Raw genomic sequence first — 16729 nt, 5'->3', positions numbered from 1 at the left:
CCGTACCGCCGCCGCCCGTGCGCCTGCCGTCCGCCGAGGAGCACCCGCCCGGCCCGGCCGCGCTGTACGAGCCGCCGCCGGCCCCGCCCGCGCCGCCGGTGCCGCCCGCGCCGTCCACCGGCTGGACGCTCACCGGCCTGCCCGCCGCCGCGCCGGCGGCGCCTGCCGCCCAGGCTCTTCCGCTCGCCCAGACACCGGGCGCGGGCGGGCTCGGAGCGGCACCGCGCGGGCGCATCCTGGTCGTCGAGGGCGGGTACGGCGGCTCGGGCCGCCGCAGCTGGGGCGGCCGCGGCGGGGCGGGCCACGCGCCGGTGCTCTCCGCGATGCTCGCCGCGGTGTCGCCCCAAGTGCTGCTCGCCGCCGACGCGGTGGACGCCGTCCACCTCCCCGGCGCCGTCGACCCGCAGACCGTCCTCGCCCACCTGCGCGCCGCCGCCCTCCACCCCGGGCCGCTGCTGGTGCACCTGGGCGGGCACGTGATCGCCGACAAGCGCGGCGGACAGCTCCAGCTCACCCTGCGCGACGCCAGGCAGGACGGCCTGCCCTGGCAGGCGATCGCCGCCGAACTGAGCCACCGGCCGGCCGAGTGGCAGACCCTGGTCATCGCGGACCTGAGCGCCGACCAGAACGCCTGGCCGTACCTGCAGGGCACCGTCTCGCCGCTCAGCGAGGGCATCCCGCTGTGGGCCGTCGTCAGCCCGGACCCGGAGCAGATCGGCACCTTCACCCGCGCCCTGATCGAGGCCCTGCACGGCGGCCGCCCGGGCGCGGGCGACGTCCTCGCGCCGGAGCAGCTGCGGCAGCAGGTGTACTCGGTGCTGCGGCCGGACGTCGTCATCCTGGCCACGCACGCCAAGGACCGGCCGGTGTTCCGCAACACCGCGCGGCGCGGGGACGGTCCGCCCGCCGACGCGGTGCCGGCGCCCGTGCCCGCCGCCGCGCCGCTGCTGCCCCGTCAGCCGGAGCCGCAGGACGCGGTGGCCGGGCTGCCGGTGGCGGTGCCGTCCTCCGTGCCGGCCCCGGCGGCGGCGGAGCCCGAGGCGGCAGCGGCCACGGTGGCCGACGCCGGGCAGGTGAGCCTGGTCAAGCCCGGCGTGCCGCCCACCCCGCGCCGCCGGACCGGGCCGGTCAGCCTGCTGAAGGCGGGCCAGGCCGCTGAGGTCGAGGAGGCGGCGGGCGTGTCCCTGCGCAAGGCCGTCCCGGCCGACGCCGCGCCGGAGAGCGAGCCGGCGACGGCCGCTCCGTCCGCCGGGGTCACCCTGGCCAAGCCCCGGCCGCAGGCCGAACTGCCGCAGGTTGAACTCCCGGAGGCCGAGCCTGAGTTGGCGCCGGCTGTGGAGGAGCCGCAGGACACGGTTCCGGCGGACGGCGTTCCGGCCGACGCGGTGCCGTCCGATGCGGTGCCGTCCGATGCCCTGCCCGAGGACGAACCCCCGCTGGAGACCGCGCCGTCCGACGCGACCGAGGCACCCACCGCGGAGCCGGTCACCGAGGCGCCGGCCGAGGAACCGCCGGCTGAGGAACCGCCGGCCGAGGAGCCGCCCGCGAGTCAGCCCCGCGCCGACTACCGGGAGGTCATCGGACGGATCGTCCGCAGCGCCGACGCCGGTGACCACGCGGCGGCCACCGACCTCGCCTTCGCCCTCGAACTGGAGGCGATCGCCGAGCACGGCGCCGTCTCGGAACCCGTCCTCCAGGTGCGCCAGGTCCGGGCCCACGTGTGCCGCCTGGCCGGTCGGCTCAGCGAGGCCGCGGTCATCTACCGCGAGGTCGCGCTGACCATGCTCCGCTCGCGCGGCGCGGACAGCCCGGAGGCCCAGCAGGCGGCGACCAACGCCGAGGCCTGCTGGCGCACCATCACCGACCGGACCGAGGCCGTCCGCATCGCCCCGGAGATCATCGAGCTCCGCGCCCACCTCCCGGGCCCGGACGGCCGCAAGCTGCGCGCCGCCGAGCGCCACCTGGCCCACCTGGTGGCCGCGCCCGCCACCGACCAGGCCTGAGGCGCCGCGGCCGGCTGTCGGGAGCGGACGACCGGCTGCCGACAGCCGACAGCAGGCAGGTAACAAGTAACAGAAAACAGCGAACAGATAACAGATGTTGAAATCTGTTATCTGTTCGCTGTTACTTGTCAGCTGTTACCGCTGCCGCTGACTACTGCTGGTCCTCGTCGCCCTGGAAGTCGCCGGCGATGGCGTGGACGAACTTGGTGCCGTCGATGGTGCCGAGGCCGCTGGCGAGGTCGTAGCCCTCGGTGGCGTTGTAGCCGGTGACGCCGTTCCAGCCGTTGTCGCCCTGCTTGACGTCCACGATGCCGCTCCACTTGCTCGGCAGCATGCTCAGGCCGTACAGGCGCCCGTTGATCTGGCCGAGGCGGTGGCCGGCGAGCTGGTCGGCGAGCGCGACGATGCCCGAGAACAGCGGGGTGGCCTCGCTGGTGCCGCCGGTGAGGTGCCAGCCGACCGCGGTCGGGTCGTAGGACTCGTAGGTCCAGGCGGCGCCGTCGACGGCCGCGCTCATGCTGATGTCGGGCGTGCCGCGGTGCTCGCCGGTGACGTTCGCGACGCCGGCCTGGTACCACGGGCGCGAGAAGACGCCGGAGACGCCGCCGCCGCCCGCGCCGGACTTGTCGTGCCACACCTTGTCGTCGGCGGTGCGCTTGCCCGCGTCGTCCAGGGTCAGCTGGGTGCCGCCGATGGAGGTGACCAGCGGGTCCGAGGACGGCCAGGAGTTGACCTTGTACGGGTACAGGTCGGTGCCGTTGAGCTGCGCGTCGGTGGCGCCGTTGTCGCCGGAGGCGGCGAGCACGGTGACGTTGCGGTCGGCGGCGGCCTTGAAGGCGTAGCGCAGGTCGGTGATCGACTTGAAGTCGCCCTTGTCGAAGCCCGGGAAGGTGTTCTCGGTGGCGCCGAAGCTCTGCGAGATGACGTCGCCGCGGCCGGCCTTGATGAGGGACTTCTCGGCGTCCATCATCTCGGGCAGGCCGGTGGTGCCCTCGGTCTCGGAGACGCCGGTCTCGACGAGGACGATGTGCGCGTCGGGGGCGATCGCGTGGGCGTACTCGACGTCCAGCGTGGTCTCGCCGGCCCACCCGGTGTGGTCGGGGTTCTTCGGGTCGAAGACGGGGACGTTGCCCCACTTGACGACCTCGACCTGGGTGTCCTGGATGCCCCACTGCTTGTCGAAGACCTCCAGGTCGTGCTGGATGGTCGGCGAGCCGAAGGAGTCGACGATGACGATCGTGCGGCCCTTGCCGGTCACGCCCTCCTTGTAGAGGGGGTTCAGGTTGTAGGCGTTGCGGTACTGCAGCGGCGAGTAGCAGTGGATGCCGATCTGGCTGACGCACTGGGTGGTGCTCAGCGGCGCGACGCGCGCCTCGGCGTTGTGGTGCCCGGCGGAGGCGGGGCGGACGTGGACGCCCGCGAGGCCGTGCGCGGGGGCGGCGGTCGCGATACCCGCGGCGGGTACGGCGACGGTGCCGGCCGTCAGGGCGGTGGCCCCCACGGCGAGCAGAGCCAGGGCGCGGCGGAGGGTAGCGGGGCTGCCCATGGGACTCCTTGGGACGCAGGGCCCGACCGGGTTCGGTCGGGTCGGTTGGGCCATCCCATCGAGTGCCGCATGATCATGCCATAGTCATTCCGTGTGGTCGTCGGACCATGGGCATGGTCATCTTCGGCTACGCGAAAAGGTAAAGGCCGTCCCAGGTGAAGGTAACCGTGCACCCGGGACGGCCATGTGATGACACGTCAGTAGTATGACAATGACGTCCTACCGCGCTCCGCCGTTGACGTACAGCGTCTGCCCACTGACGTAGGAGGCGTCCTCGCTGGCCAGGAAGGCGACCACGGACGCGATCTCCTCCGGCTGGCCCGCCCGGCGCAGCGGCGTGCGGTTCGCGACCTCCGCCTGGTGCTCCTCGGCGCTGCTGCCGACCCGCTCGGCGGTGGCGGCCGTCATCGCGGTGACGATGTAGCCGGGCGCCACGGCGTTGACGTTGACGTTGAACGGGCCCAGCTCGATCGCCAGGGTGGCGGTCAGCCCCTGGATGCCGGCCTTGGCGGCCGCGTAGTTGGCCTGGCCGCGGTTGCCGAGCGCGGAGCGCGAGCTGAGCGAGACGATCTTGCCGTACTTCTGCGCCACCATGTACTTCTGCGCGACGTGGCTGCAGTTGTAGGCGCTGGTCAGGTTGACCGTCAGGACGGCGTCCCAGTCGGCCTTCGGCATCTTGAAGAACAGGTTGTCCCGGGTGATGCCGGCGTTGTTCACCAGGATGTGCAGCCCGCCGAGGTCCGCCACGACCTGCGCGAACACCTCCGCCACGGCGTCGTAGTCGGCCACGTCGCAGCCGTAGGCGCGGGCGGTGCCGCCCTTGGCGGTGATCTCGGCGACCGTGTCGGCCGCCCGCTCGGCGGTGAGGTCGACGACGGCGACCGCCGCGCCCTCCTCGGCGAGCCGCCGGGCGGTGGCCGCCCCGATCCCCTGGGCCGCGCCGGTCACGACGGCGACCTTGCCTGCGAAACGCGTCACGTGAACTCCTCGAAGGGTGGGCGACGGCTGACGGGTGACAGATGACAGATGTCAACATCTGTTATCCGTCAGCTGTCGGTTGAAATCTGAAGTCTGAAAGCTGAAAGTTGAAGTCTGAAAGTTGAACGCTGAAATCTGTTCGCTGAAACCTGTTCGCCGCGACGGGCTCGGCGTCAGGCGTGCTCGACCAGCACCGCCGTGCCCTGCCCGACGCCCACGCACATGGTGGCCAGCCCGCGCCGTGCCCCGGTGCGCCGCATGCGGTGCAGCAGGGTGGTGAGGATGCGCGCGCCCGAGCCTCCCAGCGGGTGGCCGAGGGCGATCGCGCCGCCGCTCGGGTTGACGACCTCCTCGGCCCGCTCCCGGCTGAACCCGATGCCGTCGGCCGAGGCGAGCGCCTGGGCGGCGAAGGCCTCGTTCAGCTCGGCGGTGTCCAGGTCGTCGAGCGACCAGCCGGCCCGCCCCAGCACCTTCCGCGTCGCCGGCACCGGCCCGATGCCCATCACGTCCGGGTGCACCCCGGCCGAGGCGCCGGCCACGTACCGTCCGAGCGGGCGCAGCCCGAGGTCGCGCAGGGCTTCCTCGCTGACCAGGACCAGTCCGGCGGCGCCGTCGTTCATCGGCGAGGCGTTCCCGGCGGTGACGGTGCCGCCCGGCCGGAAGGCGGGCTTGAGCCCGGCGAGCTTCGCCAGGCTGGTGTCCTCGCGGATGCCCTCGTCCTGGCTCACCGTCACCCCGTCCGGCCGCAGGACCGGCACGAGTTCGGCGTCGAAGTGCCCGTCCTTGCGGGCGGCGGCGGCCCGCTGGTGGCTGCGCAGCGCGAAGGCGTCCTGCCGCTCGCGGTCGATGCCGTACCGGTTCGCCACCTCCTCGGCGGTCTCGCCCATGCTGAGCACGCCGTGCAGTTCGGCCATCCGCGGGTTGGTGAGCCGCCAGCCGAGCCGGGTGTCGTAGGTCTCGATCCGGTGCGGCAGTGCCTCGTCGGGCCGGGGCAGGACGAACGGGGCACGGGTCATCGACTCGCAGCCTCCGGCCAGCACCACGTCGGCCTCGCCGGAGCCGATGGCCCGGGCGGCGAGGGTGACGGCCTCCAGGCCGGAGGCACAGAGCCGGTTGACGGTGGCTCCGGGGACGGTCTCGGGCAGCCCGGCGAGCAGGACGGCCATCCGGGCGGCGTTGCGGTTGTCCTCGCCTGCCTGGTTGGCGGCGCCCCAGTAGACGTCGTCGATGCGGGCCGGGTCGAGGGCGGGTACGTCGGCGAGCAGGGCGCGCAGCACGGTGGCCGAGAGGTCGTCCGGGCGGACCGTGGCGAGCGCTCCGCGCAGCCGGCCGATGGGTGTGCGGCGGGCTGCGGCGAAGTAGACGGGACGCACGTCGTGCTCCTTTTCGAGGGTGTCGAGGGGGTCGAGGGGGTCGAGGGGGGCAGGCGTTCAGAAGGCGTTGACGCCGGTCAGGGCACGCCCGATGAGCAGCTGGTGGATCTGGCTGGTGCCCTCGTACAGGGTCATCACCCGGGCGTCGCGCAGGTACTTGCCGACCGGGTACTCGTCGATGAAGCCGTACCCGCCGAACACCTGGAGCGCGTCGTTGGCGGCCCGGACGGCGGCTTCGCTGGCGAAGAGCTTGGCCATCGAGGACTCGGTGGCGAACGGCAGGCCGCGGTCGATCCGGTCGGCGACCTGCCAGGTGAGCAGCCGGGCGGCCTCGACGTCGACGGCGATGCCGGACAGCAGTTGCTGGACGAGCTGGTGCGAGGCGATCGGCTTGCCGAACTGCTCGCGCTCGCCGGCGTAGCGCACGGCGGCCTCCAGGCAGGCGCGGGCGATGCCGACGCAACCGGCGGCGACCGACATCCGGCCCTTGGCGAGGGCGGCCATCGCCACCGTGAAGCCCTTGCCGACCTCGCCCAGCCGGGCGCTGTCGGGCACCCGGACGGCGTCGAGGGCGAGCGCGGCGGTGGCCTGGCCGCGCAGGCCGAGCTTGCCGTGGATCTCGGTGCGGGTGAAGCCGGGCAGGTCGGTGGGGACGAGGAAGGCGGTGATGCCGCGGTGGCCGCGCTGATCGGGCGCGTCGGGGGAGCCGGTACGGGCGAAGACCAGGGCGACGTCGGCCCAGGTGCCGTTGGTGATGAAGGTCTTGGCGCCGGTGATCAGCCAGTGGTCGCCGTCGCGTACGGCCCGGGTGGAGAGGTTGGCGGCGTCCGAGCCGGTGCCGGGTTCGGTGAGGCCGAAGCAGCCGAGCGCCTCGCCGGAGGTGAGCCGGGGCAGCCACTGCCGCTTCTGCTCCTCGGTGCCGTAGGCGTTGATCGACTTGCCGACCAGGCCGAGCGAGACGGAGACGATGCCGCGCACCGCCGAGTCGCCGCGCCCCAGCTCCTCCAGGACCAGGCAGTACGCGAGGTGGTCGCCGCCGCTGCCGCCGTACTCCTCGGGGAGGGTGAGGCCGAGGAAGCCGAGCTTCGCCAGCTTGCCGACGATCGCGCGGTCGACGGACTCGTCGCGGTCCCACTGCGCGGCGTACGGCACGATCTCGCGGTCGGTGAAGGCGGCGGCGAGGTCGCGGACGGCGCTCTGCTCCTCGGTCAACTCCAGGTTCACGGCGGGGCCACCTCGTTTAAACTAGCGCTGCAAGTTTTACGGTGGACTGTAGCCCCGCCGGACCGCGCTGGGAAGGGGCACCTGCCAGAATCGGTCCCCGACCCGCGCGCTCCCACCCGACCGGGTGAACCCGCGGGCGCGGCCCGAGCACGCACCGCCCGAGCAGACACCGCCCGAGCACGCACCGACGTGCCGCACGAACTGGAGGCGACGACCCGATGGCCCGCCCGCGCACCCCGCTGCTCAACCGCGAGCGCATCGTCGCCGCCGCACTGCGGCTGATCGACGAGGAGGGGCTGGCCGCCCTCTCCACCCGCCGCCTCGCCGCCGAGCTGTCGGTCAGCGGGCCGTCGCTCTACAACCACTTCGCGACCAAGGACGAGATCCTGGACGCGGTGGTCGACACGGTCATCGGCGAAGTTGACCTGTCGATGTTCGGCGCGGACGGCCCGCCCTGGCCGCAGGCGCTGCGCGACTGGGCCCGCTCCTACCGGGCCGCGCTGGCCGCCCACCCCAACATCGTCCCGGTGCTCGCCCAGGGCCCCGGGCGGCGGCCGAACGCGCTGCGCCTGGCCGACGCCGTCTTCGGCCACCTGGTCGACGCGGGGTGGCCGCGCGGCCAGGCCACCCGGATCGGCGCGCTGATGCGGTACTTCGTCACCGGCTCGGCGCTCGCCTCCTTCGCGGCCGGCTTCCCCGCCGACGCCGGGGTGTACGACGCGGCGGACTACCCGCACCTGGGCGAGGCGCACCGGCTGGCCGGGCACGGCGGCCGGGTGGACGAGGGCGCCTTCGAGACCGGCCTGGAGGCGCTGCTCGACGGGCTGGCGCTGCGCTTCGAGCGCCTGGTCGCGCGGCCGTAGCGCGTGTGGCCGTAGCCCTGCGCCGGCAGCCGTGCGCCGGCCGCCCTACCAGGGCTCGCGCGCCACGAAGGCCGGCCGCAGCTCCGGGTCCACCGGGTCGTAGTAGCGGTGGTACACCGGCGTCAGCCCGCCGGAGACCGGGGGCACGATCCAGCTCCAGTCCGCCGGGGTGGCCCGGCCGAGCCGCTGCTCCTGCGCGACGTGCTTGAGGAAGCGCTGCGACTCGGTGTGGTGGTCGGCCATCGTCACCCCGGCCTCCTGGAAGGAGTGCAGCACCGCGACGTTCAGCTCGACCAGCGCGCGGTCGCGCCAGAGCGTGCGGTCGCTGGAGGTGTCCAGGCCGAGCCGCTCGGCGACGGTGCCGAGCATGTCGTAGCGGTCGGCGTCGGCGAGGTTGCGGGCGCCGATCTCGGTGCCCATGTACCAGCCGTTGAACGGCGCGGTCGGGTAGCGGACGCCGCCGATCTCCAGCGTCATGTCGCTGATCGCCGGCACCGCGTACCAGCGCAGGCCGAGCTCGGCGAACCAGGCGTGCTCGGGGTGGCCGAGCGGCACCTCCAGCGCGCTGTCGTCCGGCAGCTCGAACCAGGACGGGCGTTCGCCGGGGCGCTCCTGGACCAGCAGCGGCAGCACCTCGAAGCGGTCCTCGGCGCACTTCCAGCCCAGCTCGCGGGCGCGGGCGGCGAGTTCGGCGCCCGCCGGGTCGCCGACCACCCCGCCGGCCCCGCCCTCGACCCGGTGACCGGCGTAGCGGACCAGCTGCTGGTTGAGGATCCGCGCGGCCGGGCGGCCCGGCCGGTCGGGGGCGAACACCGAGACCACCGGGCGGATCCGCCCGCCGTTGCCCGCCACCCGCAGGTGTTCGAAGCACTCGGCGGCGATGTCCTCGGCCGTGCTCAGGTGGCGCAGGTCGCGCACCACCAGGCTGCGCCAGTAGAGCCGGCCGATGCAGCGGGCGGCGTTGCGCCAGGCGAGCTTGGCGCCGTAGGCGAGTTCGGCGGGGGTGTGCCGGTAGCTGCCGGTGCGGTCGATCTCGTCCAGGACGGCCCGCAGCCGCTCCTCGGGCGGGCCCGCGGCCGGCTGCTCGTGGTGGAACTGCCGGATGAACGCGGCCGCTTGGCCGGGGTCGGTGAACGGCGGTGGCGCGGTCGGCAGTTGCGCGGCCGCCGCCGCGGCCGCAGTCGGGGGAGCGGTGGTCGGCCAGGGCCGCGCCGGGGCCTGGCCGTAGGCGTCGCGGCCGTCGCGGCCGTGGACGTCGTGGGTGTGGACGTCGTGGGTGTGGGCGTACGGGCAGCCGCCGGCGCCGGGTGCGGCGGCGGGCCTGCGGGTGCGGAGCCGGTTGAAGATCAAGGACACATCCCTCCTGGCGGACAGCGAACAGGAGTACCGGACGTGGCCGGGCCGCCGCAGGGAGTGAACGATTCGGCCCCCGTACCCGCGCTCGTCGCGCTAGGGTGCGGGGGCCGAAGGTCGGACGATCGGATCGCCCGGCGGTCGGGCCTCAGCCCATGTCCTCCAGGCGGACGCCCTTGGTCTCCTTCAGGTACTTCGCCACGAAGACGGCCGACAGCGCCGCGAAGGCCGCGTAGGCGAGGTACGTCGCGGAGAGGTTCCAGCGCGACAGCGACGGGAACGACACGGTGATGGCCCAGTTGGCGATCCACTGCGCCGAGGCGGCGACGGACAGCGCGGCGGCCCGGATCCGGTTGGGGAACATCTCGCCGAGCATCACCCAGACCACCACGCCCCAGGACATCGCGAAGAACAGCACGAAGGCGTTGGCGGCGATCAGCGCGACGGTGCCCTGCAGGTCGGGCAGCGAGACGTTGTCCCCGCTGCCGGTGGCGGAGGAGAACGCCCAGCCGGCCGCGGCCAGGGAGACGGCCATGCCGGCCGAGCCGATCAGGGCGAGCGGCTTGCGGCCGATCCGGTCGACCAGCAGGATCGCGATCACGGTGCCGAGGATGTTGATGACCGAGCCGATGAAGCTGATCAGCAGCGAGTTGCTCTGGTCGATGCCGACCGACTGCCACAGGATCGACGAGTAGTAGAAGATCACGTTGATGCCGACGAGCTGCTGGAAGACCGACAGGCCGATGCCGACCCAGACGATGGGCAGCAGGCCGAAGCGGCCGCCGAGCAGGTCGCGGAAGCGCGGGCGGTGGTCGGAGGCGATCAGCGCCTGGACCTCGGCGATCCGGGTGTCGGCGTCGACGCCCTCGGCCTCGACGGCGGCCAGCACCTTGCGGGCGTCGTCCAGGCGCTCGGCCTGGATCAGGAAGCGCGGCGACTCGGGGATGACCGAGGCGAGCACGAAGTAGACCACGGCCGGGACCACGCAGATGCCGAGCATCCACTGCCAGGCCTCCAGGCCGAGCAGCTGCCCGCGGGTGTCGCCGCCGGCGGCCTTCGCCAGCAGCCAGTTGACCAGCTGGGAGATCGCGATGCCGAGGACGATCGCGGCCTGCTGGAAGGAGGCCAGCCGGCCCCGGTACTTGGTCGGGGCGACCTCGGCGATGTAGGTGGGGGCGATCACCGAGGCGATGCCGATGGCCGCGCCGCCCAGGACGCGCCAGACGGCCAGGTCCCAGGGGGAGAACGGCAGCATCGAGCCGACCGCGCTGACCGCGAACAGCAGGGCGCCCGCCTTCATCACCTTGATGCGGCCGTACCGGTCGGCGAACCGGCCGGCCAGCGCGGCGCCGAGCGCGGAGCCGAGGAGCGCCGAGGAGACGATCAGGCCGGTTTCGCCGCTGCCGACGTCGAACTTCCCCTGGATGCCGGAGACGGCGCCGTTGATCACGGAGCTGTCGTAGCCGAACAGGAAGCCGCCGAGGGCCGCTGCGGCGGTGATGAAGACGACGAAGCCGAGGCGGCCGGGCGCGGGTGCCTCGACCGCCCCGGAGGACTTCTGGGTGACGCTCACGATCTTGACTCCTGGTACTCAACACTGAGCTCGGTCGTCGCGATCGTAACCCGTATTCGTTTAAGTCTTGTACGCCGGGGCCCGGAATGCTCACTTCGCTAATTCGTAAGGTGAAAAAGCAAATTGAGCTCTCCGGGCCGGGCGCCGCTACCGGCCCACTGGGCCGGCCCCGCGGCGGGCCCTGCGGCAGGGCCCGCCGCTGCGCCCCTCTCCCAGCGCCGCTACCGGTTCGCTCGGGCCGGGGCGGAGAGGGACAGCCCGAACCGGCCCTCCTCGTCCGTCCACCAGCGCTCCAGCCGCATCCCGGCCGCCGCCAGCTCCCCCGCCACCCGCTCCCGGCGGAACTTCGCCGACACCTCGGTGCGCAGCTCCTCGCCCGCGTCGAAGTGCACCGGCAGGTCCAGGGCCGGGATCTTGACGGTCTGCGCCCGCCGCGCGCGCAGCCGCATCTCGATCCACTCCTGCTCCCGGTCCCAGAGCGCGACGTGCTCGAAGGCATCCGGGTCGAAGTCGGCGCCCAGCTCGCGGTTGAGCACGTTGAGCACGTTGCGGTTGAACTCGGCCGTCACCCCGGCGCCGTCGTCGTAGGCGGCGACCAGCACCGCCGGGTCCTTGACCAGGTCGGTGCCGAGCAGCAGGAAGTCGCCGGGGTCGAGGGCGGCGCGCAGGCCGCGCAGGAAGGCGGCCCGCTCGTCGGGCAGCAGGTTGCCGAGGGTGCCGCCGAGGAAGGCGACCAGGCGCGGGCCGCCGCCCGGGGGCAGGCCGAGCCCGGCGGTGAAGTCGGCGAGCACGCCGTGCACCGCGAGGCCCGGGTACTCGGCGGCGATCGCGGTGCCGGCGGCGGTCAGCGCGCTCTCGCTGACGTCCACCGGGACGTACGTCTCCAGGCTCCCGCCGGCGCGCAGCGCGTCCAGCAGCAGGCGGGTCTTCTCGGAGGAGCCGGAGCCCAGCTCGACCAGGGTGCGGGCCCCGGTGGCGGCGGCGATCTCGCCGGCCCGGGCGGTCAGGATGGCCCGCTCGGCGCGGGTCGGGTAGTACTCGGGCAGCCGGGTGATCTCCTCGAACAGCTCGCTGCCCCGGGCGTCGTAGAACCACTTCGGCGGCAGCCACTTGGGCCGGGAGGTCAGGCCGAGCTGCACGTCGTGGCGCAGGGCGGTGCTGAAGTGGTCGGCGGGCAGCAGTCGGGTGAGTTCGAAGGTGTCCATGACAGGGTGGTTCCTCTGTTCAGAAGATGAAGGGAGAGTTCTGGTTCAGGAGCCGCTCGGGAGCCGGTGCACGGTGACCGCACCCGCCTCGACCAGCAGCAGCGAGCCGTCCGGGACGGGCGTCCAGCCCCCGGAGTCGTCGTACGGCTCGGAGGCCACCACGGTGCCCAGGCCGGGCAGCGCGCGGTGGTACAGGGTGTCGCCCCAGGCGGTCGCGGCGAGCGAGCGGCCGTCGCCGAGCAGCAGGTTCAGCCGGCCGGTGGTGTGCGCCGCGACGTCCGCGACGGTGCCCGCCAGCGCGTCGCCGAGGCCCGCCCCGGCGCGCAGCCGGTGCAGGGTGAGGGCCCACAGCAGCGCCGAGTCGGTGCGCGCCTCCAGCTCCAGCAGCTCGGCCGCCGGCAGCAGCGCCGCCAGCGCGTCCAGCTTGCCCGGCCAGCCCGCCAGCGCGCCGTTGTGGCTGAACAGCCAGCGCCCGGCGGCGAACGGCGCGGCCGCCGCCTCGCCCGCCGCACAGCCCTCGGTGGCCGAGCGGACGGCCGCCACCAGCGACCGGGTGCGCAGGACCCGGGCGAGGTCGGCGAAGGCCGCGTCCGCCCAGATCGGCCCGGAGCGCCGGTAGCGGGCCGGGACCTCGTCGCCGTCCGCCCACCAGCCGAGGCCGAAGCCGTCCGCGTTCACCGTGCCGTGCCGCTGCTCCCGGGGCGCCCACGACTGCCGGTACAGCGCGTGCGGGGGCAGCACCAGCAGCTCCTGCGGCGCCAACGGCTCGCCCAGGTAGGCGAGATGGCGGCACATCAGCGACCCTCCGCATCGCGGGCGGTGCGGAACCCGGCGAAGATCTGCCGCCGGATCGGGTAGTCCCAGTTGCGGAACGTCCCCCGGCAGGCCACCGGCGCCACCGCGAAGCAGCCGCCGCGCAGCACCTTGTACTCGGGCCCGAAGAACACCTCCGAGTACTCCCGGTACGGCCAGGCCCGGAAGCCCGGGTAGGGGCGGAAGTCGCTCGCCGTCCACTCCCACACGTCGCCCATCAACTGCCGCACGCCGTAAGGGGACTGGCCGTCCGGGTAGCTGCCGGCCTCGGCGGGGCGCAGGTGGCGCTGGCCGAGGTTGGCCTGCTCGGGGCCGGGCGGTCCGTCGCCCCACGGGTACCGGCGGGAGCGGCCGGTGGCCGGGTCGTGCCGGGCCGCCTTCTCCCACTCCGCCTCGGTCGGCAGCCGCCGCCCGGCCCACCGGGCGTACGCGTCCGCCTCGTACCAACTGACGTGCAGCACCGGCTCGTTCGGTGGGACGGGCTCCACGCTGCCGAAGCGGCGGCGCAGCCACTGGCCGTCCTCGCGGCGCCAGAACAGCGGGGCGGTCAGCTCGGCGCGCAGCCGGTGCTCCCACCCCTCGGGCGTCCACCAGCGCGGGTCGTCGTAGCCGCCGTCGTCGATGAACCGCTGGTAGGCGGCGTTGGTGACCGGCGCGGTGTCCAGGAAGTAGCCGGGCAGCTCGACGGTGTGCGCCGGGCGCTCGTTGTCCAGGGCCCACGGCTCGGTGTCCGTGCCCATCGTGAACGGCCCCGCGGGGACGAGGACTTCGGCGGGCAGCGTGACCGCGTCGGCCGGCGCCGGCGGGGGCGGCGGGGCGGCCAGGGCCGGCTCGCCCCGGCGCAGCTGGTGGGTGATCAGCATCGTCTCGTCGTGCTGCTGCTCGTGCTGGGCGATCATCCCGAAGGCGAAGCCGGCGTCCAGCAGCGGCGCGCCCTCCAGCGGGCTGGCGGCGAGCAGGTCCAGCACCCGGCCGCGCACCTCGTGCGCGTAGGCGCGGGCCTCGGCGGGCGGCAGCAGCGGCAGGCTCGGCCGCTCGGCCCGGGGGTGCTGGAAGGCGTCGTACAGCGGGTCGATCTCCGGGTGCATCGGGTCGCGGCCGCCGACGTTGCGCAGCAGCCAGAGCTCCTCCTGGTTGCCGATGTGCGCCAGGTCCCAGACCAGCGGGGACATCAGCGGCGAGTGCTGGGCGGTCAGGTCGCGGTCGTCGACGCAGTCGGTCAGCGCGGCGGTGCGGGCGCGGGCGGCCAGCAGCTCGGCGGCGATGGTGTCGCGTAGCGCTTCGGCGTCCGGCGGGGTGGCGGGGGGTCGGACGTCGGTCATGATGCGGGCTCCTTCCCAGGAGTGCGGCGGGTGCCGGAGCGCAGGGCGTCCAGCTGGTCGTCGGCCGGGCAGCGGCCCCGCGCGGGGTAGCGCTCGGCGAACTCGGCGACGGCGGCGCGCAGTCGGTCGGCGCCGGGCAGGCGGCTCAGGGCGGCGTCGGCGGCGGCGAAGCAGGCGAGCGCGGCGCGGCGCAGCTCGGGGTCGGCGACGGCCAGGGTGGCGGCGCGGCGCCAGACGTCGGTGCGCGGCGGGCGCGGGCCGCCCGGCCGTCCCGGCGTCGCGGCGGCTCCCGGGGTCGTCGGTGTCGCGGCGGCTTCGAGCGGTTCCAGGGCGGCGAACGCGGCGTCGGCGGCCACCGGGTCGTCCAGCAGGGCGGTGGTCAGCGCGGCGGGGACGACCCAGCCATCGCCGGGCTGCGCGTCGATCATGCGCAGCTCCAGGTGGCCGCGCGGGCGCACGGGCGGGAACAGCGTTGTGCGGTGGTAGTCCAAGTCGTCGAGCGTGGGCGGGCGTTCGGCGCCGCCGTGGATCCAGTCGCGGAAGGTCAGCCCGGCCGGGGCCGTCCACGGGAGGCCCTCCGGCCGCTGGACGCACAGCAGTCGGGCATCCAGCACGTACTGGGCCCAGGCCTCGCGCGGGTCGCCGTGGTCCGGTGCCGGGGCGAGGGTGCGGGTCGGGTCCATCCGGGACCAGACGGTCTGCCGGGTGGACCGGTGGCCGGTCGGGCGGCCGTCCAGCAGCGGGGAGTTGGCGAAGGCGGCGACCAGCACGGGGCCGAGCAGGTGCGCCAGCCGCCAGCGCCGGGCGAGGGCCTGCGGGCCGTCCGCCTCGCCCGCGTCCAGGCACACCTGTACGGAGGCGGTGCCGGTCATCATGATCCGGCCCCAGGGGCCGGCGGAGTCGAAGAACCGCTCCATCGCGAGGTAGCGGGGGTGGTCCAGCACCATGCGGCGGGGGCGGGCCAGCGGGTCCGTCCCGGTGCCGGTGAGTCGCAGGCCCCGCGCCGCGAAGGCGGCCCGCAGGGCGGTCAGATCGCGTCGGGTGTCGTCGACGCAGGCCAGGAGGCCGGTGGCGGGCGGGGAGCTGAGCTCGACCTGTCCGCCGGGTTCGAGCGTGAGGCGCGAACCGGAGGGGAGCGAGGTGCCGTCGGGGCCGCCGAGCGGCAGCGACTCCAGGGCGGAGTGGACCAGTTCGGGGGGTACGGGTCGGTCCGGACATCGGTCGTCGTGGACGAACCACTCGACCTCGACACCGACCAGGCGGGGCGGGCCGATCTTGAAGCAGACGCCCGACACGTGACTGCGGGCCACGGACTCGGTGAGCGGCGTCACCCCCGCCGGGGGCGGCTGCGCGTTCTGCCGGTCCGGGGGAGTTGTGCGGGAGACGGGTATCACCGGACTCACCATCCTCGGGATCACGAATTGCGGCCCGGTCTACCTTGCCCAGTCTGCTACGGAGCATGCGAGGGCGCTCCGCAAAGAACGCGTGAACGTTCGTTTCCGCAGGTCGGAGGTGGTGCGATCGGGTGATTCGGCTGGATCTCGAGGAGATCCCGAGCGGCTTTCGGATGCCTTTCGGGCGGCTTTCGGGAAGGTTCGGTGCGGGGGGCGCGAGCGGCGCGGCCGGCCCACGGCCGGAGGGGGGACGGGTGGGGCTCTAGAGCTTTTCCAGCCGGCGCAGGACGGTGTCCAGCAGCGGGCCCGGCAGGGCGTAGTTGAGGCGCAGCGAACCGGCGCCGCCCGGGCCGAACTCCGTGCCGGCGGTCGACTCCAGGCCGCAGCGCTCCAGCAGTGCCCGGCGGGCGTCGGCGGGCGGCAGGCCGAGCGCGGCGGCGTCCAGCCAGAGCAGGTACGAGGCCTGCGGCGCCGAGCGGACGGCCGGGCCGAGCAGGCCGGTCAGCCGGGTGCGGGCGGCGGCGAGGTGGGCGAGCAGGGCGTCCAGCCACGGGCCGCCCTCGGCCAGGGCGGCCCGCTGCATCGTCTGCTCCAGCAGGCCGCCCTCCCAGAGGCCGTAGCCGGCCAGCTCCTCGGCGAACGCCGTGCGCAGCCGCGGGTCCGGGACGAGGGCGAAACTGCTGGGCACGCCGGAGCAGTTGAAGGTCTTGCCGACCGAGCTCAGGGTGACGGTGCGGTGCCGCAGGGCCGGGTCGACGGCGGTGACGGCGACGGGGTGGGCGTGGCCGGGGCCGGGGCCGGGGCCGGGGCCGGGGCCGGTGAGGTCGGGGTGGGTGAGGTCGCCGTGGACCTCGTCCGAGACCAGCACGGCGCCGGCCCGCGCCGCCCGCTCGGCGAACGCGCGCAGCTCGTCGGCCGTCCACACCCGGGCGGAGGGGTTGTGCGGGTTGGTGAGCAGCACGGCGGTGGTGGGGCGGGGGAGCGGGCCGAGGGGGAGCCGGTAGCCGTCCGGGCCGAGCGGGAGCGGCAGTTCCCGGTACGGGAGGCGGGCGGCGCGGCACAGCTGGGCGAAGCCGCCCCAC

Annotated in this window: 13 protein-coding genes; 2 read left to right on the top strand and 11 right to left on the bottom strand. The window is 74.3% G+C overall.

What is annotated here, in order from left to right:
- Window positions 1–17 precede the first annotated feature (17 nt).
- Entirely contained in the window at window positions 18–2003 is a 1986-nt protein-coding gene (locus tag VM95_RS26700) for a hypothetical protein (RefSeq protein WP_045701207.1), read from the top strand.
- 151 nt (window positions 2004–2154) lie between these two features.
- Here the strand turns inward: VM95_RS26700 and VM95_RS26695 are convergent, their stop codons facing one another.
- From VM95_RS26695 to VM95_RS26680, 4 genes are all read right to left on the bottom strand, one after another.
- Window positions 2155–3549: a S53 family peptidase gene (locus VM95_RS26695; protein WP_045701205.1), complete on the bottom strand. Its 1395-nt coding sequence runs from the start codon at window positions 3547–3549 to the stop codon at window positions 2155–2157.
- Between the two features lie 219 nt (window positions 3550–3768).
- Window positions 3769–4527, bottom strand: a complete 759-nt coding sequence (gene fabG / locus VM95_RS26690) for a 3-oxoacyl-ACP reductase FabG (RefSeq protein WP_045701203.1) — start codon at window positions 4525–4527, stop codon at window positions 3769–3771.
- A gap of 173 nt (window positions 4528–4700) precedes the next feature.
- Window positions 4701–5900, bottom strand: coding sequence for a thiolase family protein (locus tag VM95_RS26685; RefSeq protein WP_045701201.1), 1200 nt, complete (start codon window positions 5898–5900; stop codon window positions 4701–4703).
- 57 nt (window positions 5901–5957) lie between these two features.
- Window positions 5958–7124, bottom strand: a complete 1167-nt coding sequence (locus tag VM95_RS26680) for an acyl-CoA dehydrogenase family protein (RefSeq protein ID WP_045701199.1) — start codon at window positions 7122–7124, stop codon at window positions 5958–5960.
- Window positions 7125–7342: 218 nt separating this feature from the next.
- Here VM95_RS26680 and VM95_RS26675 point away from each other — a divergent pair, with 218 nt between their 5' ends.
- A complete protein-coding gene (locus tag VM95_RS26675) occupies window positions 7343–7987 on the top strand; it encodes a TetR/AcrR family transcriptional regulator (RefSeq protein WP_045701197.1) in 645 nt (214 codons plus the stop codon).
- 45 nt (window positions 7988–8032) lie between these two features.
- Here VM95_RS26675 and VM95_RS26670 read toward each other — a convergent pair whose 3' ends face one another.
- The 7 genes from VM95_RS26670 to VM95_RS26640 all read right to left on the bottom strand — a co-directional run.
- On the bottom strand, window positions 8033–9337 hold the full coding sequence (locus VM95_RS26670; protein ID WP_425265359.1) for a nitric oxide synthase oxygenase: 1305 nt from the start codon (window positions 9335–9337) through the stop codon (window positions 8033–8035).
- Between the two features lie 151 nt (window positions 9338–9488).
- Complete coding sequence (locus VM95_RS26665; protein ID WP_045701195.1) at window positions 9489–10913, bottom strand: sugar porter family MFS transporter; 1425 nt, start codon at window positions 10911–10913, stop codon at window positions 9489–9491.
- Between the two features lie 221 nt (window positions 10914–11134).
- Window positions 11135–12118, bottom strand: a complete 984-nt coding sequence (egtD, locus tag VM95_RS26660; RefSeq protein ID WP_045701193.1) for an L-histidine N(alpha)-methyltransferase — start codon at window positions 12116–12118, stop codon at window positions 11135–11137.
- 45 nt (window positions 12119–12163) lie between these two features.
- The gene (gene egtC / locus VM95_RS26655; RefSeq protein ID WP_045701191.1) at window positions 12164–12913 is read right to left on the bottom strand and encodes an ergothioneine biosynthesis protein EgtC; all 750 of its coding nucleotides are present in this window, start codon (window positions 12911–12913) and stop codon (window positions 12164–12166) included.
- A complete protein-coding gene (gene egtB, locus VM95_RS26650) occupies window positions 12913–14253 on the bottom strand; it encodes an ergothioneine biosynthesis protein EgtB (RefSeq protein ID WP_045701189.1) in 1341 nt (446 codons plus the stop codon). Before egtB ends, egtC begins: the two co-directional genes overlap by 1 nt.
- A complete protein-coding gene (gene egtA, locus VM95_RS26645) occupies window positions 14250–15659 on the bottom strand; it encodes an ergothioneine biosynthesis glutamate--cysteine ligase EgtA (RefSeq protein ID WP_078860560.1) in 1410 nt (469 codons plus the stop codon). The genes egtB and egtA overlap by 4 nt, the downstream gene beginning before the upstream one ends.
- 250 nt (window positions 15660–15909) lie before the next feature.
- Window positions 15910–16729: aminotransferase class I/II-fold pyridoxal phosphate-dependent enzyme (locus VM95_RS26640; protein WP_157882223.1), on the bottom strand; the 820-nt coding region annotated here is incomplete at its 5' end.

This window comes from Streptomyces rubellomurinus, from assembly GCF_000961885.1.
GTDB classification, from domain to species: Bacteria; Actinomycetota; Actinomycetes; order Streptomycetales; family Streptomycetaceae; genus Kitasatospora; species Kitasatospora rubellomurina.
This window is presented reverse-complemented; position numbering and strand designations above follow the sequence as displayed.